Genomic DNA, 24579 nt, shown 5'->3' with positions numbered 1-24579 from the left:
CTAACTTTTCAAAACAACAAGGTTACCACTTCATTTTCAACAATGATTTAAAACCTGAAATGAAAAAACAAATTGCAAAGCGTTTATTAAACTTTGAGATTGTAAAAAAAGAAACTTTATTAAAAATTTCGCTTGAAGGTATCGCTTATGATGATACGAAGTATAAAGTAAAAGCACTTGCTGCAAAACCTTTCGCTTATATTTATCGTAACATTTTAGATCGTAAAGATTTATTTACAGCAATGTTTGATATTAAACCGCATAAAGAAAAACTTGACCCTTCATTAAAACAAATGAACTGGGAAGAGGCTCGTAAACATGCAGATCAAACTGGTGCAGTAGAATCAGGATCGAATGAATATGGTATCGAAGATAATTACTTCAACAGCAAAATTAAGAAAAAGTTAAAGCAACGTGAAGGTTACTTAAAAAATGATGCTTATGACCAATCGCCAGAATATGAAGATTTACAAATTGTACTTGATTTATTAAAACAATCTGGTGCAAAACCACTCTTCATTTCTGTTCCTGTAAAAGGTCCTTGGTACGATTACGCTGGCTTCCCGAAAGAACGTCGCGAATTGTACTATAAGAAAGTTCATGAGCAAATTGAGAAAGCTGGTTATCCAATTGCCGACTTCTCAAATCATGAGTATGATAAATACTTCTTAAAAGATCATATGCACTTAGGTTGGAAAGGCTGGGTTTATATCGATGAGGCCATCCAACAATTTTACAAAGTAAACAAATAAAAAAGAAATATCAAATCAAAGCTTCTACATTGTTTAATATGGAATGAAAATATAAAGTAGTGAAAAATCAAAAGATAATTATAGAGGCATTAGAGAACTGAAATAAGGGGACTCATACTCAAAAAGGAGAACGTGTTTATTTCACTATTATTGATTAGACGTCAAATGAGGATTTATCAAATTTGTAGGCAATATAGGTTTAGATTATCATCTATTTGTTTGTGCAATAAGTATTGAAAACACAAGAATGAAATCTAATCATTATAAATTCGAGCATCAACATCATTCATCACAAATTGTTACTAAAAACATCAGCTTTGTTGAAGCGCACATGAAAAACAGGGCAACTCTCAAGTCACCTCTCCTTCTATTCCTTTTATTCCTTATATTCTTTAGGGAATAGAGGGGGTTTTTCTTAAATTCGCAAACAAATTTAGTAATGAATATTATTTTAGCGGAATTTTTTGGACAGTTGTGTTGGATACTTTTGTTATGTTTTGTGAATAGAAAGTTTCATTTTTTAAATGGCCAAAGAAGCTGTTCATAATGGCATTATCAAGATAATTTCTTTTCCGGGATATGCTGGTGATGATACCGTGTTGTTTGGCATACACTTGAAATTCTTTCGCAGTATAAATACTTCCTTAACTTGAGGATAGGATGACACCTTTTACTTTTCGTCCTCTCATTGCTTGTTTTACTGCCTGCATCGCTAATGCCAGCACACATAACTTATAATTTCATGATTAAAGGCATCCATAAATCATTTTTTATAGGGAATTTCTTGTATAATAAAATGAAAATTAGATCGAAGAATGTCTAAAATGTCAAAAAAGCTATTTACAGAAGAAAAATTCAAATTCTATCAAATAACCCATACGTAAAACCTGTAAGTCAAAAAGGTATATTACCTATACAGAGGAATTTAAGCATATTTTTATTAAGAAAATGAAAAGGAAAGCTACCTCGATATAATTTTGAAGAATGTGGCTTTGACATAGATATGATTGGAATGAAACGGGTTATGTCATTAAGCAGTAGATGGCGTGCTGCTTATAGAAAAAATGGTGTATTCGGTTTACGTGATACACGTATGGAAAACACCGGAAGAACTCTTGAAAGAGAACTTACGTTAGAAGAAAAGTATACCTATTTAGAAGCCGAACGAAACTTACTAAAGGCAGAAAATGAATTGCTAAAAAAATTAAATTTACGGAGGGGAGGATGAGAAAGAAAGAAAGAAAGAAAGAAAGAAAGAATACTACCACCTAGCCAGAAATTCATCTTGATTCGTTATGTCAGCATAAAATACAACTTAAGGAATATGGTCAGTCAATTGTGTAAAGTAGCTGGTGTATCCGTTCGGGATACTATAATTATTTTCCAATTCCATCTCAAAAACAACGGAAACAAAAGAACGATTGAGATGAAATCACGAACGAAACGATATTAAAAGCACTTCGATTTAGAAATAAAAAGAAAGGCTCGTCAAATAAAGAAGACATTGGCGGATCAGTTTCAAGTTGTCTATTATACAAGTCCTACCTATCAAAAGATAGTTAAAAAGCTAAATTTCGGGCAATCTATGTCAAGAAGATGAAACGGTCGGGAGAACGCCACACACGAATCGTTTTATGGTCCTCTGAAAGATAAATTAACCTTGCGCATTCTTTATTGAGTTGAAACAAGAGATTAAGAAATATATGACATACTATAGTCATTATAGATATCAATGGAATTTAAAAAAGTTGCCTCCTGTTGAATACAGAAATCATCTTCTTGATGTTGCCTAACTTTTTTTCAAAATGTCCTTTACAAAGGGGACAGATTATATATTACCTCGCTTATTATGATTCTAGTACTTGTTAGTCCTTTTGCTACAAGTACATTTGCCGATAACTATTATTAATTTCGGATTTTCCAAAGTAACTATACCGTTATGGTGTAGATATGTATGAGGGAGTTGTAGCGTATAGCAATGCGACTTCTGAATCGTCAACTATTAAACATTCTTTTATAAAACGAATCTTTAGCTCAACTGGTTAGAGCAGACGGCTCATAACCGTCCAGTCGTAGGTTCAAGTCCTACAAGATTTATATATCATTAAAGCACCTATTACCAAGATCATGGTAATAGGTGCTTTAATGATATAAATAACTCCATAACTGGAGCACACAAGCGCTAACGTAAGTACATTTACACATACGTAATCTGGCTATTTTTCAGCAGATAATTGAAGGTTTAGTTTGAAGGGAATTCAAATACAAACCTAAATTCTCATTATCTTCACTACTAATTTGATAGAATAAATTGGATAAAAACCACACACAAAACACTATGAATGATATCACTCAAATAAAAACAAAAAGACCTTTCTTAACGAAAGGTAGTTAGTAGGTTCTGTTTTTTAACATTAAAAACGATATCAGTATCTAAGGATTATTTTGAATTTATTGCGTTAGTTAAAAGCATTTTTATTACATACAACGTAAGTAATCACAGTTACAATATAACTATTCAATTTACATTAAAAAGTCGATAGAAAAGATGTAAGGAGAAAATACATGCATAAAAAATCATTATAGGAATATTGGCAGCTACGATGGTTACAACTGGTTTATTTGCTTCAAAAAGTTTTGCTGATGAAAAAAATCTACTATAACAAATGAATAAAGTAATCATAATCGATTCCTTTTAAAGTACGTGAAGTAGGGTAAAGATTTACTATTGAACCAAGGACAGATGATGCCGAAATGACTTAAAATTAAGGATAAGACTAGTCAACCATACTGGTATTATTTTAATCCTGACGACGGTAATGTGACATATGATAAAAAAATAGTCTTAAAATATGATTTTAATTCCAATGGGGTATGTACAACACCTAACGGTTACTAAACAGCGAGATTACCCAGCCTATTTATTCATGTAACAATCATTTAAAACATCCCCCATTATGAATTCTGAACATTTTGTCGTTAAATTTATTATTCGGAAAATAAATTTAACGACAAAATGTTCAGAATTTTCTTTGCTTTAATGTTTATAATAATGGGATTTTAAACTGTAATTCTTATCTCTACAATAAGGAAGATTTAATTATTATACTAGTAAATGCGTTCCTTATAGATATAGTTTAAGTTACTCTTATTTTCCTAAAAGATAGATTTCTGCATGCTTATATTTTCTGATAACTATAAATCTTATTTTTGAAAAGGAATGAATCTTTATATTCATCTTTAATGTATTTTCTGCCAAACAAACTTTAATAAAAAATTCTATTTTGGGAGGCATACATATTATGCATATGGGCCAAAAAGTGTACAGGTTACTTTCGATTATAATATTGACCAGTACACTTTTATTAATCAGGAATGTGAACGCAGTAGCAGCAATAACACAAAGTAAAAATTATACTGATTTGGAAGGGGATGAATCAAAATGGTTAACTACCTTGACTGTTAATGAAAAAAATGTAATTAGTTATTATACTGGACAAAATTATATGTATATAAATTATTATTTAAGAAGTAATAAACAGGACTTGCTTCCAGGATCAACTATATCTAAACTTGAACTAGATAATAAAATACGTTTAATTGATTCTGCAATATCTAAAGCTACTTTAAAAGAGGACATCATAGTATATAGGAATACCGGCGAACAAGAATTTAAAGAGGCGAAATATTTTTTACAGCCAATATGGGGGCCGGATCTCAATTCTTTAGAGGGCATTGAAAATTTCGAAGAGTACATAAAAAAAGCAATTATACTTATACAAAAAAATATTAATAAAACGTATACTGCATTAGCATACACAAGTACATCTTTACAAAAAAATACTGCTTTTGGTCGTTCAGCTATTCGAATGGAAATACAAGTACCAAAGGGCACTCACGCCCCTTATATAGATTCTATTTCTAAATTTAAAGGGGAACAAGAAGTCCTTTTGCCAAGAGAATCAAATTTCAAAATAACAGGCGCTTCTACAGTTCAAGAGAGAGGACAAACTACCTTGATTATTAGGGCGAGGTTAATAAATGGTCCTATTGTAAAATTTAATGACAGATAAAAGGTTGAGATGATGCAAATGAATCTTATGAGATTCTAAAATTATAAACACCTTTATATAACACTCATTTTAACTGTAAATTTCCAGGATGTTTTTTTGTATATTCCGATATTTATTTTTTTAATAAGAGGATCCTATGAAATAGCCAATAGTAAAACTATTTAACGTGGTTTCGATATTAGAAATAAAATGTAATTAATACCAGTAATTGATTTTAGAAATTTGACAAAAAATTTTACTTTTTACTATGGCTCTACTCTTTAGCTATTGAGTTGGTGAGAAAAACATACGATTCATAAAAGTTTTGGAGGGGTGGAACAACCTGTTCCTCGCGGAACTTTTAGTCTTTAATAACAAGAAGTTTCTAAAATGAGAAGATACGCTATTCTTTCTGTAGAAGTATAGGAAAGGAATGAATCAACCTTTTACTAGATTAACTGTTCAGTTTTTAAAACATATTTTGACGAACCTTCTAAATAAAAAATTAATTTGCCTGATTTGATGAATACCCAGCAGCATCTTTTTCCCTTCCTTTAACTATGTGATAGCAATTGGATAAGCAGGGTTCTTATCAACTTTGATTTAGGTATGAAAAGACCACAAAGCTCTCTTGCTCGCTTTGTCGCCTTATGATTTCTGGATGTACTTAAGTAGGAGTAAGTTATGTTTTCCTTGAAATCAACAGCACAATATAAATACATCCATTGTCCCTTTATTTTTATATCCGTTTCATCTACTCTCCATGAATTATTCGTTTGCTTAAGTTGGCGTCGAATTCGTTTATTTAATTCTAGCCCATACTGATGGACCTAGCACATAATAGTTGTATGAGCCAGGAATAACCTTCGTTCCTCCATCATTTTCACCAAATCACGAGAACTTAATTTGTACCGTAGGTACCAACGTATAGTTAACAAGATGATGGCTGATTGATAATGTTTCCACCTAAATAAATTCTCTTATCCATACTGATCACACACCTCTTTTATAGAGTAATAGTATCACTATGTCCAAGATTTAGAGATTACTTGTAAACATCTTCATTTTTGCACCAGACTCCTTTATGAGCTGTTTGATCTAACTATTTGAGCTGAAAAACCAAAGAAAAAGCACTCGAAAGAGTACTTTTTCTTTGTTACTAATAAAGAGTTTTTTTCTTATCCAATACATATTACATAATTTGTACAATAACATCTTCTACACAAAATTACCATGTATCAAGAGAATAAGAATACGTTTTTTAACTTTGTAATAATTAGAAGGAGAGTAATAACTACTAAGCTCTTTTTACATTCAAACTAAAGGTCTCAATATACATCAAAACCCTATGCCAAATAGCTAGAGTTATTAGCGTTTTTTAGAATTGGTTGTGGACGTGAAAAAATAGAGAATTTATATTTAGCACACCCAAAAACATATAAAATGGCTGGTTTACGATAATTACCTAGTATAAAGCTAGCAGAATTACTTATAGAGGTATACTGTTGGATGGGATTTAGCAAATATTTTGGATACTATGACAAATGCTTTCCACAATATCCATATGTTCAATTGGCTTGGATATCTGATTACTGTATTCAAATGGCAGCTATTGCAAACTTTCATATCAAACAACAATATTTTTCTTATTGGGGTGATGGAATGATTCCTTCTTCTTTTGGGTAACACTATTGTAGGGGGCCTCTAATTCTTTAGCACAAGTGGAATGTAAAGTAGGTCGGGAGAAAGTTGTGAGCTTTTATAATAATATCTCAAATCAAGATAATTTATTTTATGTCCAGGTCATCAGCACTTCCAAAGAGTCACTACATATTATCTATTCCTTATTTTACCATAAAACAGATTAAAATTCAAGGAACATTGAAGTGAACTGTTCCAGTTAACTAGTATAGTTCTATTGATAAAGGTTAAATGGTTGAAGAGCTTGTGGAAATTGGAAAGGGAAAGTGGTTCTATTATAATCTACTTGATTTTTCTCATTTAGCACCAAATGACTATGATAACCTCCCTGAGACTGGTAAAAAAATACTTAAAGATACGTTCGGCATTACCAAAAATGTTCTAAGAGGAGAACAAAGAACAGAGTGGGTCCATTATAATGGAGTGTGGTATTACTGTAGCTCGGAAAAACAACAGATTTAATAAAGGACAAATGGTTACGGGAGAAGTTAACATCAAGAATTCAGAGGGAAATATTAAAACATATCATCTTAATAACGATGGAGCATGTACTAATCCTTATAGAATAAAAAGTTTCCTAATCATTTGTTATAAGCTTTTCGGCAAACATTCTCCACTATCGGGAGAACAAATTTATAAACTTTATGAATTTTAAAATTTAATTTAAGGGGGGAAATGTGATGAGTTCTTCAATTACAATTAATGGTCAAAAATACAATTGGATGGAAATATAAAGAGGGAATAATGGATATATATTTTTTGTATATCTCTATTATTTAGGGGTAATAAAGATACGTAACATTCTGCTTTGTTTAATTATACGTAAAACGAGCGGAATAGAACATTACTTCGATAGGGACGGTATACATAAAATCAGTTGGATTCAACTTTGGGATAAAAGGTGTTACTTTACGCCTGTAAAAACAGGTGAAAGACGGTACAATGGTAGATGTTTCACATAAGATTGGTGTATATGCAAATCCCAATAAAAATATTAACGTAATAACATTTTCATCCATTAAAAAATAAGTCTCTTAAACTGAAATGAATCCCAAAGTTCGACAGGACGTTTCATTAGACATACTCTTTAATTTTGCCTTAATTTTTTTATGATTATAGTAGTCTATATACTTTGCTAATTCTTGTTTAAAATGTGTTATACTTTCAAATTCTTTTCGATACAGAAATTCTGATTTCATGATACCGAAAAAATTTTCAATAACGACATTTTCATAACAGTTTCCTTTGCGAGACATCCTTTGTGTTATGCCAAATTGCTTAAGAGAATGACGGTATTGTTTCATTTGATAGTGCCACCCTTGATTAGAATGAATGAAGAGTTTATCTTGATCTGTTACACGTTCAAGGGCTTGGTCCAACATCGTAGAAACAAGGGAATAGGTCGGTCTTGAACCAATTGTATACGTGATAATTTTACCATTAAATAAATCTAACATTGGTGATAGGTATAACTTCTCCTCAAATAATTTAAACTCCGTAATATCTGTAACTCACTTTTCATTTGCTTTGTTAGCTTGGAAGTTGCGATTTAAAATATTCAGCGCTATTTTCCCAACTGTCTCTTTGTAAGAGCGGTATTTTTTCATACGAACAAGGCATTTTAAACCTAATTCTTTCGTAAGGCACTATACTTTGTTCACGATTCATCAGTTTATCACGAATGCGCTGCTACCGATAACACCCATCGTGTTCATCATAAATAGCTTGAATCATTTCTTTTATCTCCGCATTTGAATCAAGGCGATTGAAATGTTTAATCCAGTAATAGTACGTACTACGTGGAATGTTTGCCAATTGAAATAACTCTTTGACAGGAAATTCATGCCTTATTACTTAGGCTTTGTCTTGTTTGTTGATTGTTTCTTTTTTGAACTAAGACATTCAACTTTTTTAGATATGTATTTTCTATACGTAAACGCTCATTTTCCGCTTGTAGTGCTTCTAATGAGCCTTCTACTACTGGTTTTATTTTTTATCTTTATGGTTGGACGCCCCTTCTTCTTTGAATGTAGGGCATCCAATCCGCCTATTTCATAAGAAGGAATATTGAAAAGCGCCGCTGTTTCTCTGATAGATGTTCCTTGTTCATTCATATAATTAAGTACATCTAGTTTATGTTGGATAGAGTAGGATGTATAGCATTTTTCAAAAACATTTTCACCTGAAGATTTACATCGTCTAATCCACTCACGAAGTAAGCTAGGAGTAACTTCTATAGAAGATTTAGTATTTGTTTTTCCACTTTCGGAACCATCTAAATATCGTTTCACCGCTTGAATTTTTTTTGATGAAAATTCCGGGAGTATATTTGCTATCTCTAATTATGTTTTATGATATATTAGAGAACGAGTTATATTGAGAGATAAAAGAGGGGGTGCTAAATATAGCCAGTATATAGATTTATTTGATAATCTGTACATATCGTGCAATCTTTAAATAATAAATCATATAATTAACTCACTGAAGCAATAAGATTTGTATCTTTTATTGCTTTTAAATGGTTTAGAAGTAATACAAATATGTAAAACCATTAGTATTAATATATGATTAAAATAAAGAGCGTTCAGTAAAAAAATATTCTGAAGTAACAATCAAAAAATGCATTAAGTAATTACAATTTCATAATATATTTTAATATGTATTAAATTTGATTTAAATCAAAATAAACAGGAGGAAAAAATGTCATATTCTATTAAGGAAATAAGTGAAAAAATGGACGTTTCTATATCCGCTCTACGCTATTATGAAAATGAAGGGTTGTTACCCGTTATAAAACGTGATAATAATGGGAATCGCTTATATACTGAAGATAATATTGAATGGATTGATTTTCTTTTGGCATTACGTCTAACTGGTATGCCTATAAAAAAAATTAGACAGTATGTAGAATTATATAATCAAGGTAATTCCACACTTAGTAATCGAAAACAAATAATGCTTCAACATAAAAAAAATGTAGAAAATGAAATATCACAAATAAATAAATATTTGGAAAGAATAAATTACAAATTAGCTGTATACGATACATTGGAAGCTCAATTAAAGAAAAAAAAGATAATAATTTAATAGAATTTGTAACATTAATGTTAAGATTAGCAAAAGGACCATTAAATATATGATATTATCCCCTTTAGGTAGACAGTGTAAAAAAGACCATGTACAAATGGATGTTACACTATTAATTAGAGGGGATTTTTCATGACAAAAAAGGATTGAAATATAATACCTATTCAGAAGGATTAAAATTATCAGCTGTTCAGAGTTATTTAAACGAAGAAGGAAGTTTTATAATATAATAAAAGGAAAATTGGGATCAGAGAATTTTGAAAATGACAAAAAAGCTATTTACAGAAAGAGAAATTCAAATTCTATTAAATAACCTATACGTAAAATTTGTAAGTCAGAAAGGTATCATTTATACACAGGAATTTAAGCATATTTTTATTGAGGAAAAAGGAAAGCTATCTCGAAACATTTTTGAAGAATGTGGTTTTAATATAGATATGGTTGGAATGAAACGGGTTATGTCATCGGGAAGTAGATGGCGTGCTGCTTATAGAAAAATGGTGGAAGGGATACACGTATCGAAAACGCTGGAAGAACTGTTGAGAGAGCTTACGTTAGAAGCCGAACGAAACTTACTAAAGGTGGAAAACGAATTGCTAAAAAAATCAAACTTATGAGAGGAAATAACACTACCAACTAGTCAGAAATTCTCTTGATTCGTTCTGTTATCACGAAATATATAGTCAGTCATTTCTGTAAAGTAGCCGGTGTATCTCGTTCGGGATACTATAATTACTTTTCAGGTTCATCTCAAGAATAACGGAAACAAAAGAGTGATCGAGATGAAATCTTGAAGGAAACCATATTAAAAGCACTTCGATTTAAAAATAGAAAGAAGAGGGGTACGTCAGATAAAGGTGACATTGGCGGGGCAGTTTTAAGTTGTCTACAATTTAAAGCGTATCCTTATAAAAGAATGCTTAAAGCTACAAAAGAACATCAAATAGTATCGAATCAATTAAATCGGAAATTTAAACAAAATACCCCATTGAAAACATTTCTTACAGATATCACCTATTTATCTACAATTTTGGACGGCTCAACTAATGAAATTTTAGCTTACCATGTTTCAGAACAGATGACATTAGAGCTCGTAACGACAACTCTCCATAAACTAAAAAGGAATCTGCGGATTCAATTGATTGAAGGTGTTTATATTCATTCGGATCAAGGAGCCCACTACACAAGCCCTACCTATCAAAAGTTAGTCAGAAAGCTAAACCTTGGACAATCCATGTCAAGAAGAGGAAACTGTTGGGATAACGCCCCACAAGAATCGTTTTATTTGGTCATCTGAAAGATGAAGCTCATATAAAACCTTGCGCGTCCTTTGATGAGTTGAAACAAGAGATTAAGAAATATATGACGTACTATAGTCACTATAGATATCAATGGAATTTAAAAAAGATGACTCCTGTTGGATACAGAAATCATCTTTTTGATGTTGCCTAACTTTTTTCAAAATGTCCTTTACAAAGGGTACAGGTTATATAAACAAAGCTTTTTCTTATTATGTGTTTTTACTCATACCAACCTCCCTTTTTACTAGATATATCCACACTTTAAAGCCTCAAATTTGTATTTTTTCATACAAAAATAATAGATATTTTGTATTTTTCACTAAAGCAGGTAGTTTCGTTACCAAATAGAGAAAATAAAAGATTTAAAATACGAATGAATAATTCAAACCTAAAAAGACAGTATATAATCATATAAGGCTTATCATAAATAGAGCAGTAGTACTTTGAAATGTGGACAACTTTTTAGTAAATGGATAAGAATTAACGATCTATCGTATACTTATTTGAAATTTAATTATTGTAATGGAGAGGGAGGAATGGCTACTATCATGATAATAACTAATAAAGCTAAGACACAAGAGTTACTTATAACATATATGAAAAAGTATAATTATAAACCCGTATTCGTAAAAGAGTTTAAAAATATCTTAATCAATTTTGTAATATAAATTTTGAAGTAGTTATTATTGATGCAATCTTTCTAAGCTTTAATCCATTTTATTGGTGTCGGCAAATTCGTAACAGCTCCATTATTTCATTTTTATCTCTGATTTGAATGAAATAATGGAGCGAAATATGGTATTAGAATGTGTTTTAGATGATTAATAAGCTCTTTAAATTTTTTATTAATGTTTCGGCGTTCAGCGACGGTTTTTGTATAAATAAACCTTAATATAACGAATATAATATGTAAATAAATTATTAACTAAGCGTTCAATATAGCATCATAGTGTTATTTAAGAATAACAGCACATAAATATTTATTTTTTTGTCTAAATCAATAATTAGATAATTCATATATTCCGGTTTATTATATTCCATATTATTTGGGTATACTTCACTAAATATTTGAGAAATAAATGCGCCAACATAATCATTAGATTGATATACCTCTTTATAAGTTTGTTTAAGTTTGCCTTCTCTTAATGAAGCAATTTCTTTGAGATTATTTTTATCAAACAACATGTCTTTTAAAACTTTCTCAACTCCATCATTTTCTACCTTAATAACTTCACCAGTACCTATTAATGAAAAAGAGGCACCGAAGTGAGCAGAAAAAGCATATGCATCCCTTGACTTAAAGTGAACTCTAGGCTGTAAGATAAATTAGTAATCGAAACATTTATATTACGGAGGGATTTAAAATGAGAACTATTTTTATTACGGGAGCATCATCTGGAATTGGAAAAGCAACTGCAAGACATTTTGCTGAAAAAGGATGGAATGTTATTGCTACAATGCGGTCACCTGAAAAGGAAACGGAATTAACTGAACTAGATAATGTTTTAATATTAAGTCTTGACGTTGAGCAAAAGGAAACCATTCAAGAAGCAATAGTAAAGGGAATTAAGCGATTTGGTAAGATTGATGTTCTCCTAAACAATGCTGGGTATGGCACTATGGGAATTTTCGAGAGTGCTACAGATGATCAAATCCGAAGACAGTTCGATGTGAATGTATTTGGACTAATGAAAATGACAAAAGCAATGTTACCCCATTTAAGAGCCAATAAAAATGGATTAATTATCAATATCTCTTCAATGGGAGGAAAAATTACGTTTCCCACTATGTCACTTTATCATGCTACTAAATTTGCGGTCGAAGGTTTTACAGAATCTTTATCATTTGAGCTAGCATCACAAAACATCCATGTCAAATTAATTGAACCTGGTTCTATCAACACTGATTTTAGCGGAAGATCGATGGACTTCTTCTTTGATGAATCTCTAACGGACTATCATGAGTATACTGATTCCTTTAGGAAGGGACTAAAAAAAATGAATGAGCGTGGACAATTCACTTCTCCTGAGATTGTAGCAGAGGTTATCTATCAAGCTGCAACGGATAGTACAAATCAGATGAGATACGTTATTGGGGAAGATGCAAAGAATTTAATAAAGATTAAAGAAGAATCCGGAGACTTGGCATTTATCAAACATATGAACCAAATGTTTTTGTGAAGCAAAAACCATGTATTAATGGCATTTGTATAAAGGGTTATTTAAGTGAAATTTACCATCGGTCAACTATCTGAACAAACAGGACGATCTATTCATACTTTAAGGTATTATGAGAAGAAAGGCATTCTTCTAACCGTTAAGCGTAATGATAGTCGTATACGATTGTATGGAAAAAATGATATTACAACGTTGGGAGATTCAGCTGAAACACGTGTATATCTCGGCTGAATCTCCTAATACAAAAATAGGTTTTAATAATGAGACGGTTGGTACTATATTATTTCTACAGTACATACAAATTTTAAATGAGTGCCAACATAATTCATAAATAATCATGAATTACGTACATTGTCTAAAATTATTGTGATAATACAGCATAATAATCTAACTAAAAAATAATAAAAACTCATATTTAAATTTTGCGGTAATAAATTCAATAAACCATAAAGATTAAAACGAAGAATATTACTAATCGATTGAATTACTATTCAATTTTGGAGTTTATCGGTAATCCATGTGGAGTTTTTATGAGTATAGTATGAAACAAGGAAATGGAAATGACTCAGAATAACTCTCAAGAGAGAATGGAATATGCCATGGTGTACAGATAATCGTGCTTACCCCATAGAAATTCATGAACATACAAAAGCTAACGTATACTACTAATGTGATGGGCTAATTTTTCTATCTACATACAAATAGGAATTATTTTACTTTCATCATTAATATTCCAAAAAAAATATATAAAATAAGAAAAGTTTCAGCATATAAAAAATTGGAATTTTTCTTATTTTATTTTCCACCTATTCTTCCTAAACTATCTTTAATAGTTGTTTCCCCAAGTTGAGTATATAACAAAGCTGTATCTTGACTCGTATGCCCAAGTTGCTGCATCACTTGTAATGAGTCTTTTTCTTCCATATATAATTTATTTGCCAATGTATGTCTTAATTTATGAGGAGACATTCTTTTACCGTAGGCCTTAGTATATTTTTCTACGATATCTTGGATAGCTCTAACCGAAAGAGGCTGTGCAGTATGTTTATACTTCGATAAAAACATATTTTTTAATTCTTTCTCTGGAGTATATTTATTATCTCTAATCTCTATATATTTTTCAAGATCATTTAATGCAATTGGGGTAATCCACACGGAATCTTCTTTGTTTCCTTTTCGGATTACATCAATTAGTCTTTCTTTTATGTTTATATCTTCCATGCGGAGATCGGCCAATTCACTTACACGAATACCACTACCAAGAAAGAGAGAAAGGATCGCTACATCACGCTCCTTATCTCTTAGGAAATAGAATAACTGATGTTTTGTTAAAGCTTTTTCATGTTCGTACTTAACATAATTTAGAAATTCTTGATCATCATCATTATGGAATATTTTAGATCTCATACGTTTTGCACGAGCATTTAATGTTTCTTTATCTTTATGTATTTCAATTTTAGCCATTACATTTCTATAAAAATAACATTCTCCATCTTCATTCTCTGATAGTGAGGTGAGGTACTTAAATAAAGACTTTAAGGCCGAAATTTTTCTGTTAACAGAGGAATTCTGCATGTTTTGTTGTAGTTTTAAAAACCTCATAAAGTTCTCAACATCTTTTTTCTTTAAATTCTCCAAATCAGTGAAGGATATGTCATTGATAGGCTTTAATTCAATAATTTGCTCAGATAATAGCCAGTTAAAGAAGACTCTAAAATCATATACATAATTCAGTAGGGTGGAGGGAGAGGCATCATGCAATTCCTTGTACTCCACAAATTCTTCTATGTAAAAGGGCATTTCATTTAGATTTTCGTATAATTTTTTACGATGTACGGATTTTTGACGTTGCTTGCTGTAATCCATAAAAATCACCTCATATATACTATAACAGAAAAGTTGAACGAACACAAGTTCGCGTTAAATTCAATTTTTACACAGACTTATTTACATAATTAAATTATAGGATGCTAAAATATATTCGAAATTAAATAAGGATAGTGTAGTCATTCTAATAAAAGTTATAGATAAGTACGTGATAAATCTGTATTAAGCTATAAAATTTAGTACAAAAATCATATTTACAGGTGTGCAAAATAAAAAAATTTTCATATATAAATTCATACAAAATCAATACATGAAAATTTTTTTAAAGTTGTTATAAAATACGAATTGGTTAATTTAATCATGATTACAAGGAGTTAAATAGATCAACATAAGAAAAAACTTTATAAGTTGAAATATAATTTACTATAAAAATGTTCAATGAGTAATTCAGTATTTAATAATTTTCATATAAAATATCAATATACGGAGATTCATGCTATCGAGCTCGAAATTCCTAAATACTGTATTAGATTTTTATTTATCTATCTTATTGTTCGTAAAATTGGTATTTCGTGCGAAGTTTATGACTTGGGGAATAGTTGATGTAAGTTAAAATTTCACAGTACAGTTGAATTTCGCACTTCTCCCATTAGTGAAAAGCTCTTTACTGATGAAGAAACTGTCCCTTCTCCAGAACTTGTTTGAGTACTTTTGTGAATGCTTCTAAACTGCTAGATAACCATTATATAAACCGACTCAAACTTTTGTTTTGTATTTACTGGTTCTTTGTACGAAATTATGAAGGAAATCATTTTACTTCATATATGTTTATAAAAATCATTATATTTTTCTATCTAAATAATGTTATTTGACACGCTAGTCATCGTTATTAACTTTATCAAGAAAATTTAATTTAAACCACCTATCCTCTAAAAGTATAGAGAATAGATGGTTTAGGTATTTTATGATGTGTCTTGTTTTCGGGGTTCATTTCAAAACATCAATTTTTCTAATTTAATTGAATTTCTTAAAAGCATTCATCCGGACAGTATATTATGATTCCCCTATATTCTGCACTAACTTATTATTTAGATTAAGGATTTGTACATACGCCGTTTTTATCAAAATGATAGGTTTTACCATCATATATGAAAGAGTCATCAGAAATTAATTGTCCTTTTTCAAATACTTTACCACTCATTCCTAGATAATTATCATTAGCTCCTAGATACCATTTACCCTCCTCTTGAAACCAACCAGTTACAGCTTCTCCAAGCGCAAGTATATTGCCGTAGTAGTCTTTAGGACGCTGAAATTTTGAGTGGTCAATTATGTGGTCAATTGCGTTGAAATAATATGTTGCCTTCTTTTCTTGTACATAAACAAATCCAGTAACCATTCGTCCTTCACTAGCATTGCCTAATTTTATATCTTTATAATAGGTATGTCTTGGGCCTTCATGTTTCACCCTAGATATTATTATATCACTCTCAGGAGAATTTGGTTGATGCTGGCTGAAGTAGTAAATGTGACCACCTTCATCAAGCAATCCAGTCTTCATGTCTCCGTTTGGATGATTAAAATAATACCATGCATCACTGACTTGGGATACGTCCCCTCTACCTGAAATCGGAACCCACTTTGTTAGCATTTCACCTTCAGTATATTTGTCACTTCCTGTCATTCCGTTGTGAAGATGTCCATCGTCATAAAACGTCTGAGAATATTGTCCGATTTCAGTAAAATAATACCATTTTTTAGTGTTTGGATCCTGAAACCATCCTGTCCTCATTTCACCCTTGAGAAATTTATCTTTATCTTCTTGACTTAAATAATACCATTTTTTAGTGTTTGGATCCTGAAACCATCCTGTTTTTTTCTTTCCGTATTCTAAATAATAATGTTTAGCACCTATTCTAACCCATCCAGTATATTCTTTGTTTAATTTATTGTCTCTTTTCCATGCTGTAATATCTGCCGCTACTCGAAGTGCTGGGCTATTCCATGTTGTATTAAAAAGTTGATAAGTCATACCTACAAGTGGATCTCCAGGTTTTTGAGTGCCAAATAGCTTATTAGTGCTGGTTAATTTTCTGTTTTTCCAGGTATTTTCAATATAGTCTAAATATTTTTTGTTGTATTCTTTAAGTTTATTATCGCCAAATTTTTCGTTAAGTGCATCTTGTGAAAACCCTCCTGCTTTTGGATCTGTTCCGAAAAGATTCATGAATCTTACGAATAATAAATGAAGGGTCGCCACAGCAGTGTATATAGGTAGTTCAGCTGTTTTGAGGCCTTTTAGTGTGATAACTTGGTTGTTTTCTGGTACGGTACCTTCGTCTTTAGAACATTCTGCTAAAAGCTCTTCAAATTTTTGATGAATGTGGAGAGCATCAATAGCACGAACATTCTTTACATCGGTATAGTAAGCTGCCGAAACATCATGTCCTCTTATAAATCCTGGATTTATCTTATTTTCAAAATCCACCAGTTTTTCTTTTAAATACTTAAATTTTTGTGAGAGAGTAATTTTATCGTAATCGATAATTGTATGATTTATCTCTTTACCAAGTTGTGTGAGTTGTGCTTCTATCTTATCTTCATGAGGGGTCTCTGGCCATATTAGACCAATTACAGGTGAAATTATCATTCCTCCATAAGGAATCAATGATGCAACTCCCATTGTCATAGTTCTAAAAGTATTATTGAAATCAAATTCATTTTTATTTGCATCTTGATAAAATTCATATCCAACGTTTTTTGTTAATTTAATAATGGTCTCTTTATTTATTTCTTTAGTTAAAAACCTTTGCGCAGCCGCTAAATCTACCGCCATATATATACACCCTTTCTAAATAAATTTTTTTTATTTCAGCATGTAAAATAGAACTTCAGTAAAAATCTTGAATGAGATTAAAAAATATATAATGTTAATTTTCAATATACATTATCATTGAGTTAAAAAAGTATATTTGTAGCATTGTTGAATTTAAATTTTGATGAAATAATGTTTACAATAGAAAATTATTGAGAATTAAAGTCGTTGAACTCGTATAAATTTAAGGATTAAAAATAGTTTTGTATTAATAATTTAATAAATCTCCCCAGTAATATTTTATGTTGTAAAAACGAATTCTCTAACATATACCTCCCCTCTCTATCCCGCTTATTTAAAATGTTACATTTGAATCATAAAACCAAATTATGATTAATACGACATCTGAATTGTCTATTGCATAGACAATTCAGATGTCGTATTAATTCTTGGTTTATTGTAAAAAAGAATATAATGTGAAAAAGCAACTATTGATTACCTAGTGGGCAAGTAATTGATTATGGAGTAAGTATATTTTCTACTAAAAACCAAATACTGCTTAGCAGGCTATTTCTCATCTAATAGGAGGTGAAGATAATGAACAATCTAAAAAATGGACCACAACAGTTAACTACTGAAATAACTCAAAACAACATAATTGTATTGACAAAAAATGTTGGATATGAGTTTTATCGAGATGCAAATAAAAATGAATTTGATTTCAATAATACTTTTAGAACTATGACAATGGGAGTTGCATCATTGATTCCTTATGGAGGAATGATAATTTCACCTGTAATTGATTTAATATGGCCAAAAGATCCTACAAGTAATGAAAAGGAAATAAACGCTCTACTTGTTCGAGTTGGTGCTGAGCTGGATCAAAGTATTATAAATTATAATAAAGAAAAACTCTTACCAGAGTTAAAAGTATTAAAAAAAGAATTGGTAGAATTTGAAAAATTAATCCATCCAACAGAATTTAAAGGTTATTCCAGTTTAGAAGATGAAACGTTTGCCCGTTGTGTGTATGCAATGAATGTTCACCAAGCATTCAAAAATCTTATAAACGATTGCTCTAAAAGCGACGACTTTAAAACAGCAAGGCTGCCTATGTACACAGCAATTGCGATTCTCCACTTGTTGTTTGTAAAGTTTATGAGTCTTTTTGGAACAACTACTGAGATAGGCTTTAGTGCGAAGACATTTCAAACGGAATTTGGGAATATTGATGCGCTTAATAATAAATATCTGGACTATATTCAGAAGACATTTCAAAATGGATATCAAAAGTTATACTCCCCAAAAAACAGATTAACTTATATGAAGATTGAAAGACTCTATAACACGACATGGAATAGTTCAGCCCTCCGGGTAGTGGCAGATATTGCAGCATGGAAAAGAGACAATAAATTAAACAAAGAATATACTGGATGGGTTAGTATAGGCGCTAAACATTATTATTTAGAATACGGAAAGAAAAAAACAGGATGGTTTCGGTATTTGGATAAATGGTATTATTTAAGTCAAGAAGATAAAGATAAATTTCTCAAGGGTGAAATGAGGACAGGATGGTTTCGGTATTTGGATAAATGGTATTATTTACAACCAAGATTTATACAGGAGTGTTTTGGTTTGATTTCTCTCTCTGAGCCATTAATTAATGAGGGAGAAAAAAGAACTGGATGGGTTGAAGTTAAAAAAAATTGCATTGATATTTCGCATGTATGGTATTATTTTAATCTAGGAGGAGACATGAGAACAGGTTGGCTTAAAGATGAACAGGAGAGGATTTTTTTCTTCAGTTTGCAAAAAACAAATGAATATGAAGAAGGACAAATGATCACTGGCTGGTTTGAAACGGAAGATTCTTCTTATTATTTCAATCCAATACCAACAAAGGATAACCCAAAAGATTATAACGGTCATCCACTTGTGCTAGGACAAATGGTAACTGGTTGGTTTGAAGAGAATAACCAGTGGTATTATTTTGCACCTAAGACACTTGTAACTATCGATGATAAAATATATAAAAAAGGACAAATGATTACAGGAACGTTAACCATTAAAGGGATAACGCGTCATTTTGGTGACGATGGCATCTGTACTAACCTTGAATAAAAACAGTAAAATAAGTCCGTTTTAGTGCAAACTAATGGTAAATTACAAATGAGTAAGGATTCCTATAGAAAATCTCTTAATATTGTTAATTGAAAAGATTATTGGCTAAGAGAATTTGTCCGTTTTTCTCAACTTAAGGGTTTTTCATTGCTCTCCAAAAAGGGATTCTTTCTAAATAAGTTAGTTTAAAAAGAATACCTTTTTTTAAACTAACTTATTGGTTTGTCTTTATAAATTAATGTAGATTCTATAGTGTGGTAACGTACGCTTGCACTGAGTCTTACTCGATCATTTGTATTAAAAAATTCAATATCTGAGAGTTGGTTACCGAGAAGCTTTCTGATACCTTTGCTCAGAAAGCTAAATAAAAAAAACTTTTTTCAAAAGATCTACCTGCGGTAATGGAGTCTGCCATGCTATACGAGGCACCTTCTGTTTCAATATGACTGACATCACATATTCATTCGAACTTCTGGAACAGCCGCAAATAATAGGTCTCATTCCTCCTTTTTTACATTGAGGTCCATTAATTTCTTTCCTTTTTATAGTATTATATTGCGTTCATACTTATAAGAAAGCACATAATTGTTCCAGGGAAAGACATTTTTAATATTGTAAAAATTGATTTTATTAATGGAAATGGCTCCTATCAATTTATTTGAATTATGAATATTTACTCTAGTATATAGATAAATCATAAAAGCAGTAAATATTCTGCATTAGTCTTCTGACTATCGGAAATTGATTTGAGCCGATATATACATGGACTCAGATTGCTTAGTAATATTAAATTGAAACTCCATACTTGTTAGTGAGAAGTATGGAGTTTCAATATTTATTTCAGTTATTATTGTATATTAATTTTCGTTTAATGATTTCATTATCATATTGCGAAATTTTTCATTATACTCATCGTTCATACTGTTTTTGACATTAGAGAATAAAATAACAAATATACTCTTATTCCAATTGAAATTGTTAAAGGTATTCCATCCAGCCAATACACCATGATTATGATAATAGTCTGGGTGAACATAAAAACTAAAGCCATATTTTTTGGCAGGTGATACTGTAAACATTTCTGATAAACTCTTTTTAGAAATCAATTTTTCTGTCATAATTGCTTCATCTAATTTTTTCATGTCGTCTACAGTAGTATACATATCTCCACAACCATATAACCATTTCATTTGCAATTTCTGTGCTGGTATAAGCGAATTCTCTTCTTTTCTATATCCCTCTGCTAAAAAAATATCTTCAGGCATTTTTTCTCCTATACCTGATTCTTTCATATTAGCTGGATTAAAAATATTTTCTTTTATATAATCAGCTAATGGTTGATGTGATATTTTTTCCACAATATAACCCAATACCATATAATTGTAATCTGTATATCTCCAACCTGTTCCGGGAGGAAATTCAAGTTTTTGTGATCCAATCCAATTTATTATCTTCAAGTGTGAAGATGCATTCACATTTCCTTGTCCTTGCTCAGGTAATCCGGATGTATGTGTTAATAAATGTCTTAATGTAATTTGCTTCTCTGCTGGAAATGTCGAAATATATTTATTTATATTTTCGTCTATATTTAATCTTCCTTGTTCTTGTAATTGCATAATAGAAACAGCTACAACTGTTTTTGTGATAGAACCAATACGGTATTTTGTTTTTGGTGTCGCTAGTACGTTATCTTGTATGTTGGCATAGCCATAAGCCTTTCTTAAAATTACACGATCTTTAATGGTTACAAGGACAGATCCATTAAACGCGTTATCTTTTAAATATTGATCTAACCTTTGAGTTAATACTTCATATTCACTTGGTTGATTTGCTTCTTTTTTTATTTGAATCGTATCTTTTAAATAAGGAGATACTTTTTTAGTGTCTAAAAATAAGTGGAATATATTTATAAATATATACAAACTTATAAAAAACTGAAGTAGAATAATTAATCTATGATTAAAATATGTTTTTAACATATAAATCCCCTTCTAATACGTAAATAAATAATTTACGCTATAAAATGTATGGAATACACTAACTATTTTTTGAAGATAATATTATTTAATTTTATAGGTACTAGCGTTAATAAATTCTTTGTGTATTAGTTTTTTGTTTTTATTTTTTACTTCGCGATATGTGTTTACCTTTAATGAAGCATTTGTTTGTTCCATTGTTTTTGTATACACATGTATAATGTTATCACTTGTTTTTCCGAATAGTTTAACAATTAATTGATTATCTTTTATAGTAGTTTTGATATATATCGGCGTATCAGTATTGTTTTTGAACTTAAAATCAGGACCGTTATCAGCGACTGTTGCATCTAATCCTGCCGGGACATACTTTACTTGGTGACTATGATTTACTCTATATACAATATCTAAATTTGCTAATAAAACAGCGTTGTATAAGGTGCTTGAAACTTGGCAAACTCCGCCTCCCGCAGCCTGTATTATCTTATCGTGTAGAATAACTGGTGCATTTTTATAGCCATGAGCTTGATCGGTTATTCCCACGATTTCATTAAAGCTAAATTCTTTATTTGAAGGTACTACTACACCATTTAATTTCATAGCAGCTTTTTCGATATTTTCTCTTACATTTTCATCCCGGCCCAACAAATCTGTTTTATATTCAGACATAGGGGTTTTCATATTTATTTTTTTTAAATCTTGCATGGTAATATCGGAGTGAATATTTATATACTTTACAGACACTTTATTTGTTTCTTTGTTAATAACAGCGTCTAGTATATCTTTTTTTAGCATAGTAATGTTCACTTTTTTTCCTGGCTTTTCATCAACATAAGATAGTTCAGAATTAGAGTCTTTTACCTTTAAAAATGCATTAGTAGGCTCTACTTGAAACTTAGTAAATTTGTTCCTAATGAAGTGTTTAAATTTATTATCATCAATTGTAGCCTCTAATCTATAATTGAGTTTTCGAAAACCTATTACAGCTGTTAATTGTTTCAACCAGCCTGTCCATTTATTTCCACTTTGTTGGTCGAAAATCTTATTAATGACAAGGGTAGGTTCATACTTAATTCCCATTTCCTGATAAGTAAAAGTTCTTTTGGTTTTTCCTAATAAAAATGTTAACTCTTTTTGCATTAAATAATTGATTTGTTCTTGATTCGTACTTTCTAATTGCTTTCGATTTAATCCTCCTACATCGACTGATTCAATGTAAGTGTTTGGTAAAACAACTTCTTCTAAACGCTGATTTACAGAAGAAATATGATAAATTATTTTAAAACTAATGAGCGTCACTAATAATATTGTAAAAATAAAAATTAAACACTTTGTTCTTTTTATTTTTTTTTTGATAATTAAATTGAAATTCTTTTTCGACATATAAATCACTATCCTTAAAAATGTTTCTTAAATAAGCAGCTTTGAAATCGATTCCTATGCAATTCTATTTAAATTAAGATGCAATGTAAAATTCAAACAAGTGATGAAAGCCATCATTATAAATGATGGCTTTCATCACTTGAAAATTTATTCATTAAAATATTTTAGCTATTACATTGTGTCACATGTATCAAAAAATTCATGCAGTTTTCTTTGTTATTTATATACTTGAAGTTCTTTTATGAAATTTCTCATAGCAGGTCCTGGATTAATATTTTTATTTCTAATAAATATGGTTGTGATTTGACGAAACTCTTCTGGAATTTCATGACAATAAATGTTAGGAAGACTAGAGAATAAACCCACAGCTGTTATTGGTAAAAGTGTCACACCTAAGCCCAGGGATACACTATGTAAAATCATTTCTAGCATATTAAATTCCATAAATTTATTATTAATAAATCCTTCGCCTTCGAGCCATTTTTCTAACATTGCTCTATAACCACAACCTTTTCCAAACACTAAAAATGTTTCATGATTCAGATCTTGTAATTTAAATGTAGGTTGATTTGTAACTAATGTAAGTGTCTTACTACTAACTTCATATTGTTCAAATGATAGCTCTTTTATAGGGCCTGTAACAAAAGCACCGTCTAATTTGTAATTAAGTACATCTAGCATTAGTCGATTACTTACATCGGTTTTTAGTGAAATATCTACGTTAGGATACTTCGCATAATACCCGGCTAATATCATAGGTAATGGGTGTACGGTATCTACTGTTCCGATATTTAAAAAACCAACAGAAGATTCATCCTTAAACATATTATTCAATTCCTCAAATTCTTTAAGGATTTTGTCAACTTTTTCAAGAAATTTTTGTCCGTCCCCTGTTAATGATATACCCCTAGCATGTCTAAGAAATAAGACTGTATTTAACTCTTGTTCTAATTGTTTTATGTGTGCAGTTACATTAGATTGCACATAATTTAAGCTTTTTGCAGCGGCTGTAATATTTTTAATTCTAGCTACACTTTGAAAAATTTTTAAATCCCTAAATTCCAATTCTATCTCCACCTTGCATATGTTTTTACTGTATTTGAGGTTATTTATATGTTTATTTTCAGTTCCGTAACATAAATGAATGTATGCATTTAAAACATGTTAAATAGGGGAATGTTAAACGTTTATTTTTAGGATAATTATTAGAACGATAGACGATTATGTTTTTATATAGGATGTTTAATAAAACTATATGTCGATTGTTATAGACGAAAAGATTTGTCATTGAACTTTAAAACAATAAAGTATCCTTTAAGGTGTTACATATCTCTGCCCTTTATGTACTTGTAATTATTTTCACCTCTAAAATATTTTGGTTTTATCG

12 protein-coding genes, 1 tRNA gene and 4 pseudogenes are annotated in these 24579 nt (G+C 30.5%); 10 read left to right on the top strand and 7 right to left on the bottom strand.

Translation table 11 applies throughout. The annotated features are described in order from the left end of the window. The 4 genes and pseudogenes from dltD to AU379_RS24950 all read left to right on the top strand — a co-directional run. A partial coding sequence (gene dltD / locus AU379_RS24965; RefSeq protein ID WP_061139991.1) for a D-alanyl-lipoteichoic acid biosynthesis protein DltD occupies nucleotides 1–752 on the top strand: 752 nt, incomplete at its 5' end. Between the two features lie 815 nt (nucleotides 753–1567). Then, nucleotides 1568–2545: pseudogene (locus tag AU379_RS30030) on the top strand (HTH domain-containing protein). Nucleotides 2546–2775: 230 nt separating this feature from the next. After that, a tRNA-Ile gene (locus AU379_RS24955) sits at nucleotides 2776–2849 on the top strand. 1205 nt (nucleotides 2850–4054) lie between these two features. Then, nucleotides 4055–4825: an ADP-ribosyltransferase gene (locus AU379_RS24950; RefSeq protein ID WP_061139990.1), complete on the top strand. Its 771-nt coding sequence runs from the start codon at nucleotides 4055–4057 to the stop codon at nucleotides 4823–4825. Between the two features lie 477 nt (nucleotides 4826–5302). On the opposite strand, the pseudogene AU379_RS30025 reads toward AU379_RS24950, so the two are convergent. After that, a pseudogene (locus AU379_RS30025) lies at nucleotides 5303–5748 on the bottom strand (IS6 family transposase); the annotation flags it as partial. 1003 nt (nucleotides 5749–6751) lie between these two features. On the opposite strand from AU379_RS30025, the gene AU379_RS24945 reads away from it, so the two are divergent. Next, entirely contained in the window at nucleotides 6752–6967 is a 216-nt protein-coding gene (locus tag AU379_RS24945; RefSeq protein ID WP_157695074.1) for a hypothetical protein, read from the top strand. Nucleotides 6968–7539: 572 nt separating this feature from the next. Here the strand turns inward: AU379_RS24945 and AU379_RS30020 are convergent. Continuing rightward, nucleotides 7540–8832: pseudogene (locus tag AU379_RS30020) on the bottom strand (IS3 family transposase). Nucleotides 8833–9205: 373 nt separating this feature from the next. On the opposite strand from AU379_RS30020, the gene AU379_RS24935 reads away from it, so the two are divergent. The 4 genes and pseudogenes from AU379_RS24935 (at nucleotide 9206) to AU379_RS24910 (ending at nucleotide 13301) form a co-directional block, all read left to right on the top strand. After that, entirely contained in the window at nucleotides 9206–9592 is a 387-nt protein-coding gene (locus tag AU379_RS24935; protein WP_061139988.1) for a MerR family transcriptional regulator, read from the top strand. A gap of 263 nt (nucleotides 9593–9855) precedes the next feature. Beyond that, nucleotides 9856–11044, top strand: a pseudogene (locus AU379_RS30015) (IS3 family transposase). A 1213-nt stretch (nucleotides 11045–12257) separates the two neighbouring features. Continuing rightward, nucleotides 12258–13073 carry an SDR family oxidoreductase gene (locus AU379_RS24915; protein ID WP_061139986.1) on the top strand — a complete coding sequence of 272 codons (816 nt, stop codon included), beginning with the start codon at nucleotides 12258–12260 and terminating at the stop codon, nucleotides 13071–13073. Nucleotides 13074–13118: 45 nt separating this feature from the next. Next, entirely contained in the window at nucleotides 13119–13301 is a 183-nt protein-coding gene (locus AU379_RS24910) for a MerR family DNA-binding transcriptional regulator (RefSeq protein WP_061139985.1), read from the top strand. Nucleotides 13302–13865: 564 nt separating this feature from the next. On the opposite strand, the gene xerS is transcribed toward AU379_RS24910, so the two are convergent. Then, nucleotides 13866–14936 (bottom strand): tyrosine recombinase XerS, encoded by a 1071-nt coding sequence (gene xerS, locus AU379_RS24905; RefSeq protein WP_061139984.1) that lies wholly within the window; start codon nucleotides 14934–14936, stop codon nucleotides 13866–13868. Nucleotides 14937–15990: 1054 nt separating this feature from the next. Continuing rightward, nucleotides 15991–17733, bottom strand: a complete 1743-nt coding sequence (locus tag AU379_RS24900; protein WP_061139983.1) for a hypothetical protein — start codon at nucleotides 17731–17733, stop codon at nucleotides 15991–15993. A 576-nt stretch (nucleotides 17734–18309) separates the two neighbouring features. On the opposite strand from AU379_RS24900, the gene AU379_RS24895 reads away from it, so the two are divergent. Beyond that, nucleotides 18310–19833 carry an insecticidal delta-endotoxin Cry8Ea1 family protein gene (locus tag AU379_RS24895; protein ID WP_061139982.1) on the top strand — a complete coding sequence of 508 codons (1524 nt, stop codon included), beginning with the start codon at nucleotides 18310–18312 and terminating at the stop codon, nucleotides 19831–19833. A gap of 857 nt (nucleotides 19834–20690) precedes the next feature. On the opposite strand, the gene AU379_RS24890 is transcribed toward AU379_RS24895, so the two are convergent. From AU379_RS24890 to AU379_RS24880, 3 genes are all read right to left on the bottom strand, one after another. Continuing rightward, a complete protein-coding gene (locus tag AU379_RS24890; protein ID WP_061139981.1) occupies nucleotides 20691–21812 on the bottom strand; it encodes a serine hydrolase domain-containing protein in 1122 nt (373 codons plus the stop codon). 81 nt (nucleotides 21813–21893) lie between these two features. After that, the gene (locus AU379_RS24885; protein ID WP_061139980.1) at nucleotides 21894–23192 is read right to left on the bottom strand and encodes a VanW family protein; all 1299 of its coding nucleotides are present in this window, start codon (nucleotides 23190–23192) and stop codon (nucleotides 21894–21896) included. A 216-nt stretch (nucleotides 23193–23408) separates the two neighbouring features. After that, on the bottom strand, nucleotides 23409–24257 hold the full coding sequence (locus tag AU379_RS24880; RefSeq protein ID WP_061139979.1) for a LysR family transcriptional regulator: 849 nt from the start codon (nucleotides 24255–24257) through the stop codon (nucleotides 23409–23411). Nucleotides 24258–24579 lie beyond the last annotated feature (322 nt).

Source organism: Bacillus sp. JH7 (assembly GCF_001563515.1).
GTDB lineage: Bacteria > Bacillota > Bacilli > Bacillales > Bacillaceae_G > Bacillus_A > Bacillus_A cereus.
This window is presented reverse-complemented; position numbering and strand designations above follow the sequence as displayed.